Source organism: Rhizobium sp. AAP43 (genome assembly GCF_001296045.1).
Classification (GTDB): domain Bacteria; phylum Pseudomonadota; class Alphaproteobacteria; order Rhizobiales; family Rhizobiaceae; genus Allorhizobium.
Genome location: NZ_LJHS01000061.1, coordinates 63,133 through 77,688 on the forward strand (window position 1 = coordinate 63,133; position 14,556 = coordinate 77,688).

The following is a 14,556-nucleotide window of genomic DNA, read 5'->3' on the forward strand; positions in this document are numbered from 1 at the left end:
GGAACGACAATGACATTGAAGAAGACCCTGACAGCCCTGGCCGGTGTGGCCTATGGCGCGCTGATCGTGGCAACGCCTGCCCAGTCGGCAGAACTGCGCATGTCGTGGTGGGGCGGCGAAAGCCGTCACGTTGCCACCCAAAAGGCCATCGAGGCCTGCGGTGCCAAACACGGTCACACCGTGAAGGGTGAGTTCACCGGCTTCGACGGGTATCTGGAAAAGCTCACCACCCAGATGGCAGGTCGCACCGAAGCGGATATCATGCAGGTCAACTGGCCCTGGCTGCCGCTGTTCTCGCGCAATGGCGAAGGCTTCGCCGATCTCACCAAGCTGACCGCGCTGGACCTCTCCAACTGGACCGAGACGGATCTCAAGGCGGGCTCGATGAACGGTGTCCTTCAAGGCGTGTCCGTCTCCACCACTGGTCGCGTCTTTTTCTTCAACCAGACGACCTTCGAAAAGGCCGGTGTCGCTATCCCGAAGACCTGGGAAGAGTTCTTCGAGGCGACGGCCACGATCAAGCAGAAACTTGGCGAGGACTACTACACCTTCAACGCCGTCAAGGAGACGGCGCAACTGGTTGTGACGCTGGCCGTTGTACAAAAGACCGGCAAGGATCTCGTCGATCCCGCCACCAACCGCGTGGCCTGGACCCCGGAAGAGCTGGCGGCCGGCATTTCTTTCCTCGGCAAACTGGTCGAGGCCAAGGCCATTCGCTCGCAGAAGGAAGAGGCAGCAGACGGCAACGTCAACCTGTTCGAGAAGCCGGCCTGGTCTGAAGGCAAGATTGCCGGATCCTATGAGTGGGATTCGACCTATTCGAAATATGCCGACCCGCTGAAAGAGGGCCAGATTCTTGCGCCGTCTCCCATGCTGAAATTCGCCGATTCCGTCACGGATGGGGTCTATCGCAAGCCGTCCATGGTCTTCTCGATCTCGCGCAATTCGAAGAACCCGGAAGCCGCCGCCCAGATCCTCAACTGCCTGCTGAACGAGCCGGAGGGTGTCGATGCGCTTGGCACCTCGCGCGGTCTTCCCGCGTCCAAGGCTGCAGCCGCCCGTCTTGGTGAGAGCGGTGAGCCGGAAGTCCGTGCTGCCAATGCCATCGTCATGGCAGCCTCCGGCCCGCTCGTTTCGCCCTTCAATGAGCATCCGGAAATTCGGGCCGCCTTCATCGATACGCTGGAGGAATATGCCTATGGCCAAATCAGCGCCGAAGATGGTGCCCAGCAGATCATCGACACAGTGAACGACGTCCTGGCGAAGTTCGACTGACACTGACACCGCCCGCCGCGGAATGCGCGGCGGGCACTTCATTCCATGCGGGCGTGAGCCCGGAGACGAGATCATGACCCGACCTTCCATCCTCGCGCTATCCGCGCGAACGGCAGCGCTATGCCTGCCGGTCCCCGATGCGCGTTACCACCTGCCGGAGCCGCTGGCGTATCGCCTGGTGCCCCTCGACGGCGGCGGTGCTGCGCGCACAAGGGAGGACCGGGTCGAAACGGCCGTTCTGCTGCTGCATGATCTGATCCCTGAGACGACCTACCAATTTGAAGTGGAGGGTTTCGAGGCTCTGGCCTTTTCGACACGCCCCTGCGCTGGCCTCGTGAACGCCGGTGACTTTGGTCTTCTCCCAGATGTCGAACTGGACGATGCCGACACGGCCTTGGGCAATGCCGAGGCCCTTGGCCGCGCCATCGAAGCGGTGCCCGCAGGCGGCACGCTTCTCGTGCCTCCAGGTGTCTGGACGGCTTATCCCATCGCCTTGAAAAGCGACATGAGCCTGCATCTCGCCGAGGGCGCGATCTTGCGCGCGCCGTCCACGCGCATCGACTGGCCGATCCTGCCGGCGCGTGACGAGGCGGGCCGCATGCTTGGCAGTTGGGAAGGTCTGCCCGCGGCCTGTTTTGCAGCGCCTGTTCATGCCATCAATGTCGATCGTCTGACAATCGAAGGCAGGGGGCTGCTCGACGGTTCGGGGGCAGAAGGCGATTGGTGGGCCTGGCCCAAAGAGACGCGTGAAGGCGCTCGTCGTCCGCGCGGGCTGCATCTCATCTCCAGCCGTGATGTGACGCTTCTCGGCTTCACCATCCGCAATGCCCCGTCCTGGACCATCCATCCCCAGGGCTGCGAGCGCCTGACGGCTGCGGGTCTGCATATCCTCGCCCCGCATGACAGCCCGAATACCGACGGTTTCAATCCGGAATCCTGCCTTGACGTCCTCATTGCCGGAACCCGCTTTTCGGTGGGTGACGACTGTATCGCCGTCAAGGCGGGCAAGCGCGGCGACAAGGGTGAGGATGACCATCTGGCGGAGACCCGCGGCATCCACGTCCGTCACTGCCTGATGGAGCGGGGCCATGGCGGCCTCGTCATCGGTTCGGAAATGTCGGGTGGTGTGCATGACGTCACCGTCGAGGATTGCGAGATGCGCGGCACTGACCGCGGTTTGCGGCTGAAAACCCGGCGTGGCCGGGGTGGGATCATCGCCAACATCACCATGCGCCGCGTGCTGCTCGACGGGGTCGAAACGGCGCTTTCTGCCAATGCCCATTATCATTGCGATGTCGATGGTCATGCGGGTTGGGTGCAGAGCCGCGCGCCCCAGCCGTTCGGCCCGGGCACGCCGCTGATCGACGGCATCACTGTGGACCATGTCGAGATCCGCGGTCTTGCCCATGCAGCCGGCGTCTTCCTCGGCCTTCCCGAGGCGCCGATCCGCAATGTCCATATCTCGAATCTGGCCATCCGGTCGCATGACCCAGATGCCCGCCCGACACCGCCGATCATGGCGGATTACGTCCGGCCGATGCGCCACGAGGCCATTCTCGCCGAATGCGCCGAAATCACCTGCGACGATCCAAGCCTGATCAGCGATGCCACCATTTCCCTTGATCCCCCGCGTGAGACCTCACAATGACCCTTCCCGACTATTTCGACCGCTTCGCCGAAGGCTATCAGCCCTACAAGGGAGCAAGCTGGTGCTATGAGGACGGCTGCATCTATCGCGGATTAGAGCTTCTCTCGGCAACGACAGGCGAGCCCCGTTGGATGGCACATCTGCATCGTCTGGCCGACCGCCAGATCGACCCGGACGGCGCACTGCTCGGCTACGACCCGCTCGAATATAATATCGACCACATTCTCTCCGGCCGCGCGCTTTTTGCGCTTCACCGCGATACGGGGGAGGAGCGCTATCTGCGCGCCGCCGACCGGCTCTATTGTCAATTGCAGACCCATCCGCGAATCCCCGCCGGCAATTACTGGCACAAGCAGCGCTATCCGCATCAAGTTTGGCTGGATGGGCTCTATATGGGACTACCGTTCCAGATCGAATACGGACAGGTCAGAGGCAAGCCCGGCTTGGTGACCGATGCCTTGCAGCAGTTTGCGACCGCACTCGCGCTGACGTCGGCCCCCGGTGGTCTGTATGTGCATGGGTATGATGATGCGCGTGCGCAGCGCTGGGCCGATCCCCTCACCGGCAAGTCGCCCGCTGTCTGGGCGCGCGCCGTGGGTTGGCTCGCCATGGCGATGGTCGATGCGCTGGCGCTCTTGCCGATGGACGAGGGCACAGCGACCCTCCGGCTGCGTCTTGCTTCCCTGCTCGACGCGATCGTCGCGCGCCAGACCGACAACGGCCTGTGGATGCAGGTTCTTGATGCGCCGGATCTTGACGGGAACTATGAAGAAACCTCGGCGTCTGCCATGTTTGCCTATGCCCTGATGCGCGCGGCCCGGTTGGGCCTTGCGCCCGGTTCGGATGCTGGGTGTCTTGCGGCGGCCGGGCGCAGGGCGCTGGATGCGATCCGTGACCTCAAGCTGGAACAGGAGCCAGGCGGTGCTGTCCGCCTTGGCGGCATCGTTCATGTCGCCGGCTTGGGTGGTTTCGAAGGTCGCTATCGTGACGGCTCGCCCGGATATTACCTCACGGAGCCCGTTGTATTCGATGATGCCAAGGGTGTTGGCCCGCTAATGATGGCGCATGCGGAGGCGGTGCTGGCGGGAGCGAATGCGGGAACCGGGGCGCGGGCCACCGAAGCTTTGCTGAACATCTGACTCTGGCCCGCATATCTGTCTGCCACCCGGCTCCGTTCGAGGGCGGGCAGGCGCCAAGACGCCCGAACGGCATGGTAGAGGCGCGACCGCAATGCGGATGTCACATGGTGGTCACGCTGTCTTGCTCTAAGGCGGACAGTTTGCACCAGGATGTGTAGGCCGCATGATACGGGCCGCTTTGCGAGGGCATGTGAATATCCGAAGCCCTGGTCCAACAACTGGGAGCAGTTCTGTGACGACACTGAAGACGGACGTCATGCCGTCATTCCAGTCGCGCCTGACAATGGCGAGCCCGGCATGTCGACACTAGAAGAAATTGCCTCGCGCGCCGGTTGCTCCATGGCAACGGTCAGTCGCGTGCTGAACCGCAGCGGGCCTGTCAGCGAGGGCATGGTGCGGCGTGTGCGCAAGGCAGCGTCGGATCTGGGCTATCACAAGCTTGACCGGAACCTGCCTGCCGGACGCCGCCGTCCGGCCATCGGCGTGCTCATCCCGAGCATCACCAATCCCGTCTTCGCCGCCTCCCTGGCGGGCATCCAGAACCGCATGCGCGTCTCCGGCTATGGCGTGCTGATCGCCCAGTCGGACTATGATCCGTCGCGTGAGGCCGAAGCCGTCGACTATCTGCTGGCGGAAAAGCCGAGCGGGCTGATCCTGACCGTCTGCGACCCGATGAAGAGCCAATCCACTCTGCCGGCGACGCTGCCGCCGACGGTTCTTCTCAACAATCTCCCCAATGCCCGCTTTCCAGCCGCCGTCACCATCGACAACCGCTTGGCCGGACGCGATGTCACCCTGCATATGGTCGAACACGGCCATTCTCGCATCCTGTTCGTCTCCGGTAGCTTTGCCAGTTCCGACCGGGCACGGCTGCGCTATGCCGGATATCGGGACGCGATGGAGGCGGCAGGGCTGCCGATGCTCGACGCCTTGCAGGTGTCGTTTACCACCGGATATGACGACCTCGATCTGACCCAGGCCATGTCTCTGCACCGTCCGACAGCGATCATCGCCTCGAACGATCTTCTGGCGCTCGGCGTCATCGCCGCCCTCCGGCGTGAGGGGCTTTCGGTCCCGGAGCATGTGTCGGTCGCAGGCTTTGATGGCATTGCCATCGGCCGTCTCGTCCATCCGCCCTTGACGACCATCGAGATGACGGATGCCAGCATGGGGGCAACGGCCGCCTCCCTGCTGCTCGACATTGCCGAAAATGCAGCCGTGCCCCGCCACTTGACACTCGGCTACAGACTGAATGTCGGCGGCACGGTCCGGCGGATCGACCAAGCCGGTTGATGGCGCGGTCCCCCAAACGGCATGACGCGCCGCTTTTTGAAAGCGACGCGTCAGTATGTTCGATCCTGATCAAGCGTCAGGTTTAGCTGCGCGGCAGCAGGCCTTCGACTTCGGCGGCTGCGTCATCAAGCGCTTCCTTCGGCTCGGCCGACTGCTCGACCACGCGCGACAGGTTCTCGACGATGGTCTGGGTGACCTTGACGCCGTTCGAACCGGGGAAGGCATACCAGGGCTGCATCAGCGGCATCTGCTCGAGGCCGGCGCGGAACAGCGGGTTTTCCTTGTAGAAGTTGCCGAGATAATCCGGCGACTGGGCGGCAAGTTCATTGTTCGGAACATAGCCGGTGCCGGGAACGACGACCGAGGCGCCGAAGGGGCCCGAGGCGAACTTGATGAACTTCCAGGCGGCGTCCTGCTTTTCAGCATCGCGGGTCAGCATGACGGCCGCATTGCCGCCGGTCGGCAGCTTGCCGTTTGCCGGATCGATCAGCGGAATATGGGCGGTGCGCAGCTCGAACTTGTCGCCGACATTCTTGATGGTGTTGCGCAGTGCGCCGGTGGTCTGGAAGGCAAAGCCAACCTTGCCGGCAACGAAGGCCTGTTCGCCGGCCTGCTTGGTGAACACCGGAAGGCCGCCTTCCTTGACCATGCGGTCAACCAGTTCAAAGGCCTTTTGACCTTCGGGACCGTTGAAGGCAACCGTCGCTTCGTCGTCGCTCAGCATCTGGCCGCCGGCACCGAAGAGGAGGGCGGAGAACATCCAGTCATCGCCCTGCCAGCGGAAGTCGATGCCTTCATTGCCGTCGCCAAGGGCCTTGATCTTCGCCGAAAGCGCGATCACTTCGTCCCAGGTCTTCGGCGGCTGGTCCGGGTCGCCGCCGGCTTTGCGCACGAGATCGGCATTGTAATACATGATCGGGTTGGAGGTGGCGAAGGCGAGACCAACCTGCTTGCCCTTGACCTGGGCGAGCTTCAGGATGTTCTCCGAAAAGCCCTGCTCGGCCATATTGCCGTCCTTGGCCATGAAGGGGCCGAGGTCGACGGGGATGTCGCGCTCGTTGACCATGCGCAGACGGTTGAGGCCGATGAAGGTGATGTCAGGCATTTCGGCCGTGCCGGCCTGACGCATGATGGTCTGGATGCCTTCTTCATAGGTCGCCGAAGGATTGGCGAAGGTGATCTTGATGTCCGGGTTCTCTTCCATGAACTTCTTCGAGATCGTGTCCATCACGTCCTTGAAGAAGCCGGGCATGGGATAGTGGACGTTGAGCGTCGTCTCGGCATGGGCAGGCAGGCTTACCGCCAGCGTCACCGCTGCGGCGGCCAGAGCCGTCTTCAGATAAGTCATCGCAGTTCTCCTGGGTTGCGACCGGGTCAGCCTTTGAGACCGGTCATGGTAATGCCCTCGACGAAGCGTTTCTGCGCCAGCAGGAAGGCCATGACGAGGGGAAGGGTGATGATGAGGGTGGCCGCCATCAGCGCGCCGTAGTCGTCTCCGGCTTCGGCCGCACGGAAGGACAGAAGGCCGAGTGGCGGCGTGGCGTAAGTCTGGTTGGTAACGACGATCAGCGGCCAGAACAGATCGTTCCAATGGGCAACCACCGAGAAGATCGAAAAGGCAGTGATCGCCGGCCAGGCATTCGGCACCACAACGCGGGCAACGATGCCGGCCTCGGACATGCCGTCGAGGCGTGCCGCATGGATCAGGTCGTCCGGAATGCCGCGGAAGAACTGCAGAAACAGGAAGATGCCGAAGACCGAGATCGAGAACGGCGCGACCAGGGCAAAATAGCTGTTGAGCACCGACAGCCGGTCAAAGGCGACGTAAAGCGGCAGCGCGGTCGCATGGATCGGCACGAGCAGGCCGAGCATGACCAGCGCCATCATCAGCCGTGCCGCACGAAAAGAGAGCTTGGCCATGGCATAGGCGCAAGGAATGGCCACCAGCACCTGCACGACGAGGATCAGGCCGCAGACGATCACCCCGTTGAAGAGCAGGCCGCCCATCGGCACTCGGCCAAGGGCCTTGGCGAAGTTTTCCGCATAGGACCAAGTCTCAGGGATGAGGTTGAGCGAGGAGGAGAAGATCTCGCTCTGTGCCTTGCCGGCCGTCGAGATCATGAAGATGTAGGGTGTCAGGAAAAGCACGGCGCCAAGTGTCAGGAGAGCAAGGCGCAGGATGCGGCCGGGCGTGAAACGAGCGGTCATCATCATGCGTAGTGTACCTTCCGGTCCATGACGCGGTATTGGAGGAACATCAGCGACACCAGGATCGCGAGAAAAATCACGGTCATGGCCGAGGCGTAGCCGACCTTGAGGAAGACAAAACCCTCCTGGTAGATGGTGAAGAGCAGGACTTCGGACGCCTTGTTGGGGCCTCCTTCGGTCAGGGTCTTGACGGTCTCGAACACTTTCACAGCATTGATGATGCTGATCGTTGTGACAAACAGTGTTGTCGGCCCGAGCATGGGCCAGGTGACGAGACGGAAGCGGGAGAGCGCCGAGCGTGCGCCGTCAACTTCGGCTGCCTGATAGAGTTCACGCGGAATGGCGGAGAGACCGGCCAGGAACAGCACCATGTTGAAGCCGGTTGCCTGCCAGATGCCGATGATCGACAGGCTGGTGAGGACGGTGCTCGAGGCGCCGAGCCAGTTGGGGCCGTCAATTCCGATCATGGCAAGCGCTGCATTGATCGGGCCGATGGTCGGGTGGAAGAGATATTGCCACACCGTTGCCATGGCGACGAGAAGCGAGGCCACCGGCAGGAAGTAGGCGGTGCGAAACAGGCTTTTGCCCCAGCCTTCGGATTCAATCAGCAGCGCGATTGCCAGTCCAAGCGCCATTGAGACCGGCGCCACGATGGCCGCATAGACCGTGGTGTTCCACAGCGATTTCTTGAACGTCCGGTCGTTCAGCAGGTCGGCATAGTTTTCGAACCCGACAAACCGGAAGCTTGAATAGCCAAGCTCGAAATCGGTGAAGCCGAGAAAGATCACGGCGATGGTCGGCAGGATGATGAAGAGGAGCAGCAGCAGCAGGGCAGGGGCGGAAAGCAGCATGGCGATGCGCGCTTCCCGGCGTCTGGCCGCCTGCGCTGCCGTGCTGGCCACGTCCGTGTGATGGTGCTCAAGGGCGAGACTAGCCATTCACCACCTCCGGCTCTCTGGCTGAGACCGTGGCAATGCTGGCGGCAAGCCGGTCGCCGTCTGCGTCAAAGAGCAGAATGGCTGCCGGATCGAGCCGCAGATCGATGCGGCCGCCAATGGCAAGGCCAATCGCCTCGGCGGGGGCGATCTTGGCCACGACGATGCCGTCCATCGCTGCAAGCCGGGTGAAGACCACGACTTCAGAGCCGAGGAATTCAAGCCGTTCGATCCGGGCCGGCAGACCGCCTTCACCGGCGGGTGCAAGGGTCACGAATTCCGGACGGAAGGCGACCGAGACCGGCGTGCCGGAGGCAAGCGCAAGCCGGGGCGAAAGGCGGATATCGCCCGCCTGCACAAGGCCTTGATCGTCGACCACGGTCGACAGGACATTGATGCGCGGCTGGCCGAGAAACTTTGCGACCTCGAGATGAACAGGATCGTCATAGATCGTGCGCGGGCTGTCGAGCTGCAGCAGACGTCCGCCGATCATCACGGCAACGCGGTCGGCCATCGACAGCGCTTCCGACTGGTCATGCGTGACATAGAGCGTCGGTACGCCGGCCTTGCGGTGCAGGTCGACAATCTCGCCACGGGCATGGACGCGCAGATTGGCGTCGAGGTTCGACAGCGGTTCATCCATCAGAAAAACGCGCGGCTGGCGCACCATGGCGCGGGCCAGGGCCACGCGCTGGCGCTGGCCGCCCGACATCTGTCCCGGCTTGCGATCGAGAAGATGGCCGATCTTCAAGGAGGCCGCCATCTCGCGCACCTGGCGCTGAATGTCGGCCCGGATCTGCCGCTGACCGGAGAGCATGCTGCCAACAAGCGGCAGGCGCCCGGCCGTTGACAAGCGGCGCATGGCGAGCGGAACGGCAATGTTCTGCCCGGCGGTCAGATGCGGATAAAGCGCGTAGGACTGGAAGACCATGGCGATGTTGCGATCACTGGCCGCCAGGGCCGAGACGTCGTCGCCACCGATGATGATCTCGCCGCGGTCGGCATGGTCAAGGCCAGCAACAATCCGCAACAGCGTGCTCTTGCCGCAGCCGGACGGGCCGACAAGGGCGATGAACTCGCCCGGCTCGGCCTCGAGGCTGACACCCTTCAGGATGCTGTTGCCAGCGAAGGACTTGTTGATGTCGCGAAGGCTGAAGGCGCTCATTCGGCAGCCTCCACCGGGGCCGATGAGGTATGGCGCGGATAGACCTCGTCGACCACGTCGTCAAACACATGGGCGATCATGCCGGGGACCGCGACGATCTCGCTGGTGACTGTATCGGTCAGGTGATGGAGTGCAGCGCCAACCACGCGTTCGCCGGGCATTTCGCGCTCAAGCTTGTCGATGATGAAGGAGGTCGGCGGTGCCCAGACCAGCTTGGTGGCACCCACTGCACCCTGCCAGGCCCAATGCAGGTGGCCGCTTCCATAAAGTGCCACTTCATGGGCCGACATCAGATCGAGAAGCTCCTGACGTTCTGCGGGCTGTGCGCCCCAGTAGCCGGTATCGCCTTCGGCCGGGTCATCGACGAAGAGCGGCTTATGGGCAAACATGGCAACGCGGCGACCGGCGCGGCCTACCAGCGTCTCGATCAGCCAGTCGAGCTGCATCTTTTCCTCGGCATGGCCGGAGCCGACCAGCAGGCTGTTCAGCCCGATGATACGCCAGTTGCCCATGTCCTTGGCAAAACGATCAGGGCCGGCAAGGCGGCGCCAGCGGTCCAGACGGACATCGTTGACCGGCTGGTGTGAGCCTGGCATGTGGCCGACATCGTGATTGCCGGGAACCAAAAGCACGGGCACGTCGAGTTCATTCATCATCGCCATCGAGAAGGCGATGTCCTCTTCCTTGTCCGCACCGTCGATGGTCAGGTCGCCGGTGTGGACGACGAGGTCAGGTTCGACCTCCCGGATCCAGCGGCAGATCGGCTCCCAGTTCCCATTAAAATGCGGTTTGGTCGGGCTGAAATGCGTGTCGGTGATCTGAACGATTTTCATGAAATGGAACCTTGTCGACGCGTGGGCGCAGCCGGATCGGAAAGAAAAGCCGGTGCTGTCGACGATCGGTTTAGGTGCTGACCATGTCAGCCAAGTGAGAGACCTTTCAGCGCGCTTCCAGTTTTGTCACCAATTCGTCAAATGAGGTTCGGACGAACATGACGTCAAAGGGTTACGAAGCCTGCCGAAGTGCGGCGATCTCGAATATAAAGCAATAAATTCATATGGATGGGAATAAAGCGCTGGCTGAGGAGAGGGTCCTTGCCTGCCACCTCCGACCTGCGCGGACCAGCAAGAATACCCTGCAAATTCAGAGGTCACGTACCTTATGCCGGCCAAAAACGTTTCTCGGCGGAGCCAATTGTTCCTGCCGGGTCCTGTAATGCCAATTCCAGGCGCAATTACAGGTCGAAGCCCAGCTGCGGCTCTATCTCGGCACCCTCGCTGATAAGCGACGAGAGTGTGACGCCCAGCAGCCTCACTGGTCGTTTGAACGGATGAACGCTTTCTAGAAGTTCTTCTGCGGTATCGACAATGTCAGCAAGGCCTGAAAAGGGCTGCGTGCTCGTTCGGCTACGTGTCGCCTGGGTGAAGTCCGAATACTTGACCTTGATCGTGACCGTCTTTCCCCGGATGCCATGCGCTTCGCAGTATCGCCAGACCTTTTCAGCCAGGGGCTTCAGTTCGCGTCGTCCAAGGTCGAGACTGTCGATGTCCACTGCGAATGTGTCTTCGGCGCCCACGGATTTCCGTATCCGGTCAGGGCGCACCTGGCGGTGGTCGATGCCCCGGGCAATGCCGTAGAAATAGGGACCTGATTTGCCGAAATGCTCGGTGAGAAACTGGAGCGATTTCGCCTTCAGGTCGGCGCCCGTCTCAATGCCATGCCGCTTCATGCGCTCTGCCGTGGCAGGCCCCACACCATGGAATTTCTTGACCGGCAGCGCTTCAACAAAAGCGGGGCCGTTTTTCGGGGTGATCACCGCCTGACCATTGGGTTTGTTGAGATCGCTCGCCATCTTCGCCAGGAACTTGTTGTAGGAAATGCCGGCAGAGGCGTTCAGCCCGGTGACCACCTTGATCTTGGCCCGGATTTCGAGCGCAATCTCTGTGGCAATCTCCATGCCTTTGTGGTTTTCCGTCACGTCGAGATAGGCCTCGTCCAGGGAAAGCGGTTCGATCAGCGCCGTATATTCGGCAAAAATCTCCCGGATCTGCTGCGAGACGGCCTTGTAGACGTCAAACCGTGGCGGCACAAAAATCAGCTCGGGACATTTGCGCGCCGCCGTCACGGATGGCATTGCCGAATGCACGCCGAAGCGACGCGCTTCATAGCTCGCAGCCGCCACCACGCCACGCGCCGCAGAGCCTCCAACAGCCAGTGGCTTGCCGCGAAGCTCCGGATTGTCACGCTGTTCGACCGATGCATAAAACGCATCCATGTCGACATGGATGATTTTGCGAAGCGGCGTCTGGATCACGATGTTCATGGCATTCGGCCGGCAGTGGCGATGAAAACAAAAAGGGAACATATCAGTGTCTGCTGTGCAATCCAAGATCTGCACGGACGAAAAAAAGCCCGGCTGGATGGCCGGGCTCTCGTTGAACACGCAGTCGGATCTTTAGTGGCGATGCTCGGGCATGTCCTTGAGCTGATCCTTGGTCCAGGATGTCACGGCATGAACGTCTCCGTCCTCATCGCGCATGAACTGAAGATCGGTCAGTGCAACAGCCACCGGCTTTGCACCAATTCCGAGAAAGCCGCCGACATCAATGATGGCCTGGCTGCCAGCACCTGCTCCATGGACATGGTCGACCTTGCCAACCTTGTGGTCGTCGGCGCCGTAGACGGTCGCACCCTCAAGAATGGCAGGCGTAAGTTCCGTGGCATTGAGCCGGACATGATTGCTGTGGTCCATTGTGGTTCCTCCTTTGGTTGCTGAGAAGAAGAAACCCCGTCGGCGCGGAAGGGTTCCACAATTTGGCTGGGCGGCGGCAGGGTGCTGTCGAGATGTGTCCCTTGCGATGGATCTGGGACTTCCTATCTCTGGATGACTTGGCCATCGGAGGATCATTATGGATCAACGTCTTCCCGACATGTCTGAAAGCTTGCCCGATCGCTGCATCGAGATCCTGCCGCCCGAGCCGGACCGTGGAAAGCGTGATGATGTGATCACCTGTCCCTGCTGCCAGAAGTCCTGCGCCCCATCCTCCATGGATGATGATGGTTGCGGCATATGCGACGAGTGTTTGGCCCCGTGAATGGCGTGTGCCTTGCCGTTGCGCGGGCGTTTTGATGGGCAAGGAAATGCCCCCGCCGGTGTTCCCTCCGAAGAAGGCGATGCTGGCGAGTGCGGATAGGCATGCCGGGCTCACCGGCGCGGCATGCAATGACAGTTCAAACGGATGCTGACGCCTCAGGCAGCTGTCTGCGTCCAACTGGCAAAGGGATCCGGCAGGTTGCGCCAGGCGTCAGGCGTGAAGTCCTGGGCATCGAGCAGGCAGGCGTCGAGTTCCGCCCGAATTGCCGTCTCGTCCATTGGATCGGCGCCAATGAAGACGATCTCTTGCCGGCGGTCACCCCAGACCGGATGCAGATAGGGCTGCATCATCTCGTGGAAGCTCTGTTCCTGCGGCCATCGCTCCCGCGGCACCGAGGCCCACCAGAGACCCATCCGGCCGGTTCGCACCAATGCGCCGGCCTGGCTGATCTCGCCGACATGATGCGGTCGCGTGGCGAGCCAGAAGAACCCCTTTGCCCTGACGACGCCCGGCCAGGATCGATCGATGAAGGCCTGGAAGCGGCTTGGATCGAAGGGCCGGTTTTCCCGATAGACGAAAGAGCGGATGCCATATTCTTCGGTTTCCGGCACATGGTCCTTGAAGCCGTACAGTTCTTTGTACCAGAGCGGATGGGTCTCGGCCTTGGCGAAGTCGAAGCGTCCGGTATCGAGCACTGCCTTCAACTCGACTTTGCCGAAATCCGTCTCGATCATTCGCGCATCGGGATTGAGCGCGGCGACAATGGTGCGTGCGGCGGAAAGCGCCTCGGGCGAGGCGCAGCCCACCTTGTTCAGGATCACCACATCGGCAAACTCGATTTGCTCCACGAGGAGGTCGACAAGCGTGCGATTGTCGCCATCGCCTGCCGTTTCGCCGCGATCTACCAGAAAATCGGCCGAACCATAGTCTTTGAGCAGATTGGCAGCGTCAACCACGGTCACCATCGTGTCGAGCCGCGCGACATCTGAAAGGCTCTGGCCGTCCTCATCGCGAAAATCGAAGGTGGCTGCCACGGGAAGGGGCTCGGCAATGCCGGTGGATTCTATCAGCAGATAGTCAAAGCGACCATCCGCTGCGAGCGACCGCACCTCCTGCAAAAGATCGTCCCGCAGCGTGCAGCAGATACAGCCATTGGTCATTTCGACCAGTTGTTCCTCTGTCCGCGACAGGTTGGCCCCGCCATCGCGCACCAGCGCAGCATCGATGTTCACGTCGCTCATGTCGTTGACGATGACGGCAACGCGCAAGCCCTCGCGATTGGCCAGCACGTGGTTGAGCAGCGTCGTCTTGCCAGCGCCCAGGAAGCCCGAAAGGACGGTGACGGGCAGTTTTCTCTTCATGGTGGGATCTCCGATGGGGGTGAAGGCCGACAAGGCACTTCGGAACAGTTTATGTAATAACATTACACAGACTGTTCCTGTCAACTCTTGGCTTTATGTGTGCAAAGGTCGATGGTGCCATCGCAAGGCGGCAGATAGGCGGCGCGCTCCGACTTTTCCCCGCGAGCGCGGAGAAGGCCGAGACATCAACCGCTTGCCGCCCCTCTCCCCGCCTGCTGGGAGAGGGTAGGGTGAGGGGAGAAGGCCACAAGCGCGATGCCGGCCGCAACCACCCAAAAAGCCCCTCAATTCCCGCAGTGGGCCGGGGATGAATTCCGAAAATCCCTCAACAAAATCAACAGAGATTCTTTTTTTCATCCCCGCCCATTTTTCCTCTCGTAGACTCCTCCCCGTTCCGCCCTCGGATACACCTGACGATGCGATGTCGGGCGAGGCGG

At 61.7% G+C, this 14,556-nt stretch carries 12 protein-coding genes; 4 read left to right on the forward strand and 8 right to left on the reverse strand.

Translation table 11 applies throughout. The features are described from left to right. Window positions 1-9: 9 nt before the first annotated feature. The 4 genes from IP76_RS21940 (at window position 10) to IP76_RS21955 (ending at window position 5,355) form a co-directional block, all read left to right on the forward strand. Entirely contained in the window at window positions 10-1,275 is a 1,266-nt protein-coding gene (locus IP76_RS21940) for an ABC transporter substrate-binding protein (RefSeq protein ID WP_054160373.1), read from the forward strand. A gap of 73 nt (window positions 1,276-1,348) precedes the next feature. Then, window positions 1,349-2,923, forward strand: a complete 1,575-nt coding sequence (locus IP76_RS21945) for a glycoside hydrolase family 28 protein (RefSeq protein WP_054160374.1) — start codon at window positions 1,349-1,351, stop codon at window positions 2,921-2,923. After that, the gene (locus IP76_RS21950) at window positions 2,920-4,062 is read left to right on the forward strand and encodes a glycoside hydrolase family 105 protein (RefSeq protein WP_054160375.1); all 1,143 of its coding nucleotides are present in this window, start codon (window positions 2,920-2,922) and stop codon (window positions 4,060-4,062) included. Before IP76_RS21945 ends, IP76_RS21950 begins: the two co-directional genes overlap by 4 nt. Window positions 4,063-4,359: 297 nt before the next feature. Then, the gene (locus IP76_RS21955; protein WP_054160376.1) at window positions 4,360-5,355 is read left to right on the forward strand and encodes a substrate-binding domain-containing protein; all 996 of its coding nucleotides are present in this window, start codon (window positions 4,360-4,362) and stop codon (window positions 5,353-5,355) included. An 82-nt stretch (window positions 5,356-5,437) separates the two neighbouring features. On the opposite strand, the gene IP76_RS21960 is transcribed toward IP76_RS21955, so the two are convergent. The 8 genes from IP76_RS21960 to zigA form a co-directional block, all read right to left on the reverse strand. Beyond that, window positions 5,438-6,703: an ABC transporter substrate-binding protein gene (locus IP76_RS21960; protein WP_054160377.1), complete on the reverse strand. Its 1,266-nt coding sequence runs from the start codon at window positions 6,701-6,703 to the stop codon at window positions 5,438-5,440. A gap of 26 nt (window positions 6,704-6,729) precedes the next feature. Further along, window positions 6,730-7,566: a carbohydrate ABC transporter permease gene (locus tag IP76_RS21965; protein ID WP_054160389.1), complete on the reverse strand. Its 837-nt coding sequence runs from the start codon at window positions 7,564-7,566 to the stop codon at window positions 6,730-6,732. Continuing rightward, on the reverse strand, window positions 7,566-8,501 hold the full coding sequence (locus IP76_RS21970) for a carbohydrate ABC transporter permease (RefSeq protein WP_054160378.1): 936 nt from the start codon (window positions 8,499-8,501) through the stop codon (window positions 7,566-7,568). The genes IP76_RS21965 and IP76_RS21970 overlap by 1 nt, the downstream gene beginning before the upstream one ends. Further along, complete coding sequence (locus IP76_RS21975) at window positions 8,494-9,663, reverse strand: ABC transporter ATP-binding protein (RefSeq protein WP_054160379.1); 1,170 nt, start codon at window positions 9,661-9,663, stop codon at window positions 8,494-8,496. Before IP76_RS21975 ends, IP76_RS21970 begins: the two co-directional genes overlap by 8 nt. Further along, a complete protein-coding gene (locus IP76_RS21980; protein ID WP_054160380.1) occupies window positions 9,660-10,496 on the reverse strand; it encodes a metallophosphoesterase in 837 nt (278 codons plus the stop codon). Before IP76_RS21980 ends, IP76_RS21975 begins: the two co-directional genes overlap by 4 nt. Before the next feature lie 401 nt (window positions 10,497-10,897). Next, a complete protein-coding gene (gene dinB, locus IP76_RS21985; protein ID WP_054160381.1) occupies window positions 10,898-11,986 on the reverse strand; it encodes a DNA polymerase IV in 1,089 nt (362 codons plus the stop codon). 132 nt (window positions 11,987-12,118) lie between these two features. Next, window positions 12,119-12,415 carry a PRC-barrel domain-containing protein gene (locus tag IP76_RS21990; protein WP_054160382.1) on the reverse strand — a complete coding sequence of 99 codons (297 nt, stop codon included), beginning with the start codon at window positions 12,413-12,415 and terminating at the stop codon, window positions 12,119-12,121. 498 nt (window positions 12,416-12,913) lie between these two features. After that, complete coding sequence (gene zigA, locus IP76_RS22000) at window positions 12,914-14,119, reverse strand: zinc metallochaperone GTPase ZigA (RefSeq protein WP_054160383.1); 1,206 nt, start codon at window positions 14,117-14,119, stop codon at window positions 12,914-12,916. Window positions 14,120-14,556: the final 437 nt, after the last annotated feature.

Excerpts from the sequence above, each read along its gene's own strand:
- IP76_RS21990 (WP_054160382.1), bottom strand. The coding sequence starts at position 12,415 with ATGGACCACAGCAATCATGTCCGGCTCAATGCCACGGAACTTACGCCT.
- IP76_RS21970 (WP_054160378.1), bottom strand. The coding sequence starts at position 8,501 with ATGGCTAGTCTCGCCCTTGAGCACCATCACACGGACGTGGCCAGCACG.
- IP76_RS21945 (WP_054160374.1), top strand. The coding sequence starts at position 1,349 with ATGACCCGACCTTCCATCCTCGCGCTATCCGCGCGAACGGCAGCGCTA.
- IP76_RS21960 (WP_054160377.1), bottom strand. The coding sequence starts at position 6,703 with ATGACTTATCTGAAGACGGCTCTGGCCGCCGCAGCGGTGACGCTGGCG.
- IP76_RS21965 (WP_054160389.1), bottom strand. The coding sequence starts at position 7,566 with ATGATGACCGCTCGTTTCACGCCCGGCCGCATCCTGCGCCTTGCTCTC.
- IP76_RS21980 (WP_054160380.1), bottom strand. The coding sequence starts at position 10,496 with ATGAAAATCGTTCAGATCACCGACACGCATTTCAGCCCGACCAAACCG.
- IP76_RS21940 (WP_054160373.1), top strand. The coding sequence starts at position 10 with ATGACATTGAAGAAGACCCTGACAGCCCTGGCCGGTGTGGCCTATGGC.
- dinB (WP_054160381.1), bottom strand. The coding sequence starts at position 11,986 with ATGAACATCGTGATCCAGACGCCGCTTCGCAAAATCATCCATGTCGAC.
- IP76_RS21950 (WP_054160375.1), top strand. The coding sequence starts at position 2,920 with ATGACCCTTCCCGACTATTTCGACCGCTTCGCCGAAGGCTATCAGCCC.
- IP76_RS21975 (WP_054160379.1), bottom strand. The coding sequence starts at position 9,663 with ATGAGCGCCTTCAGCCTTCGCGACATCAACAAGTCCTTCGCTGGCAAC.
- zigA (WP_054160383.1), bottom strand. The coding sequence starts at position 14,119 with ATGAAGAGAAAACTGCCCGTCACCGTCCTTTCGGGCTTCCTGGGCGCT.
- IP76_RS21955 (WP_054160376.1), top strand. The coding sequence starts at position 4,360 with ATGTCGACACTAGAAGAAATTGCCTCGCGCGCCGGTTGCTCCATGGCA.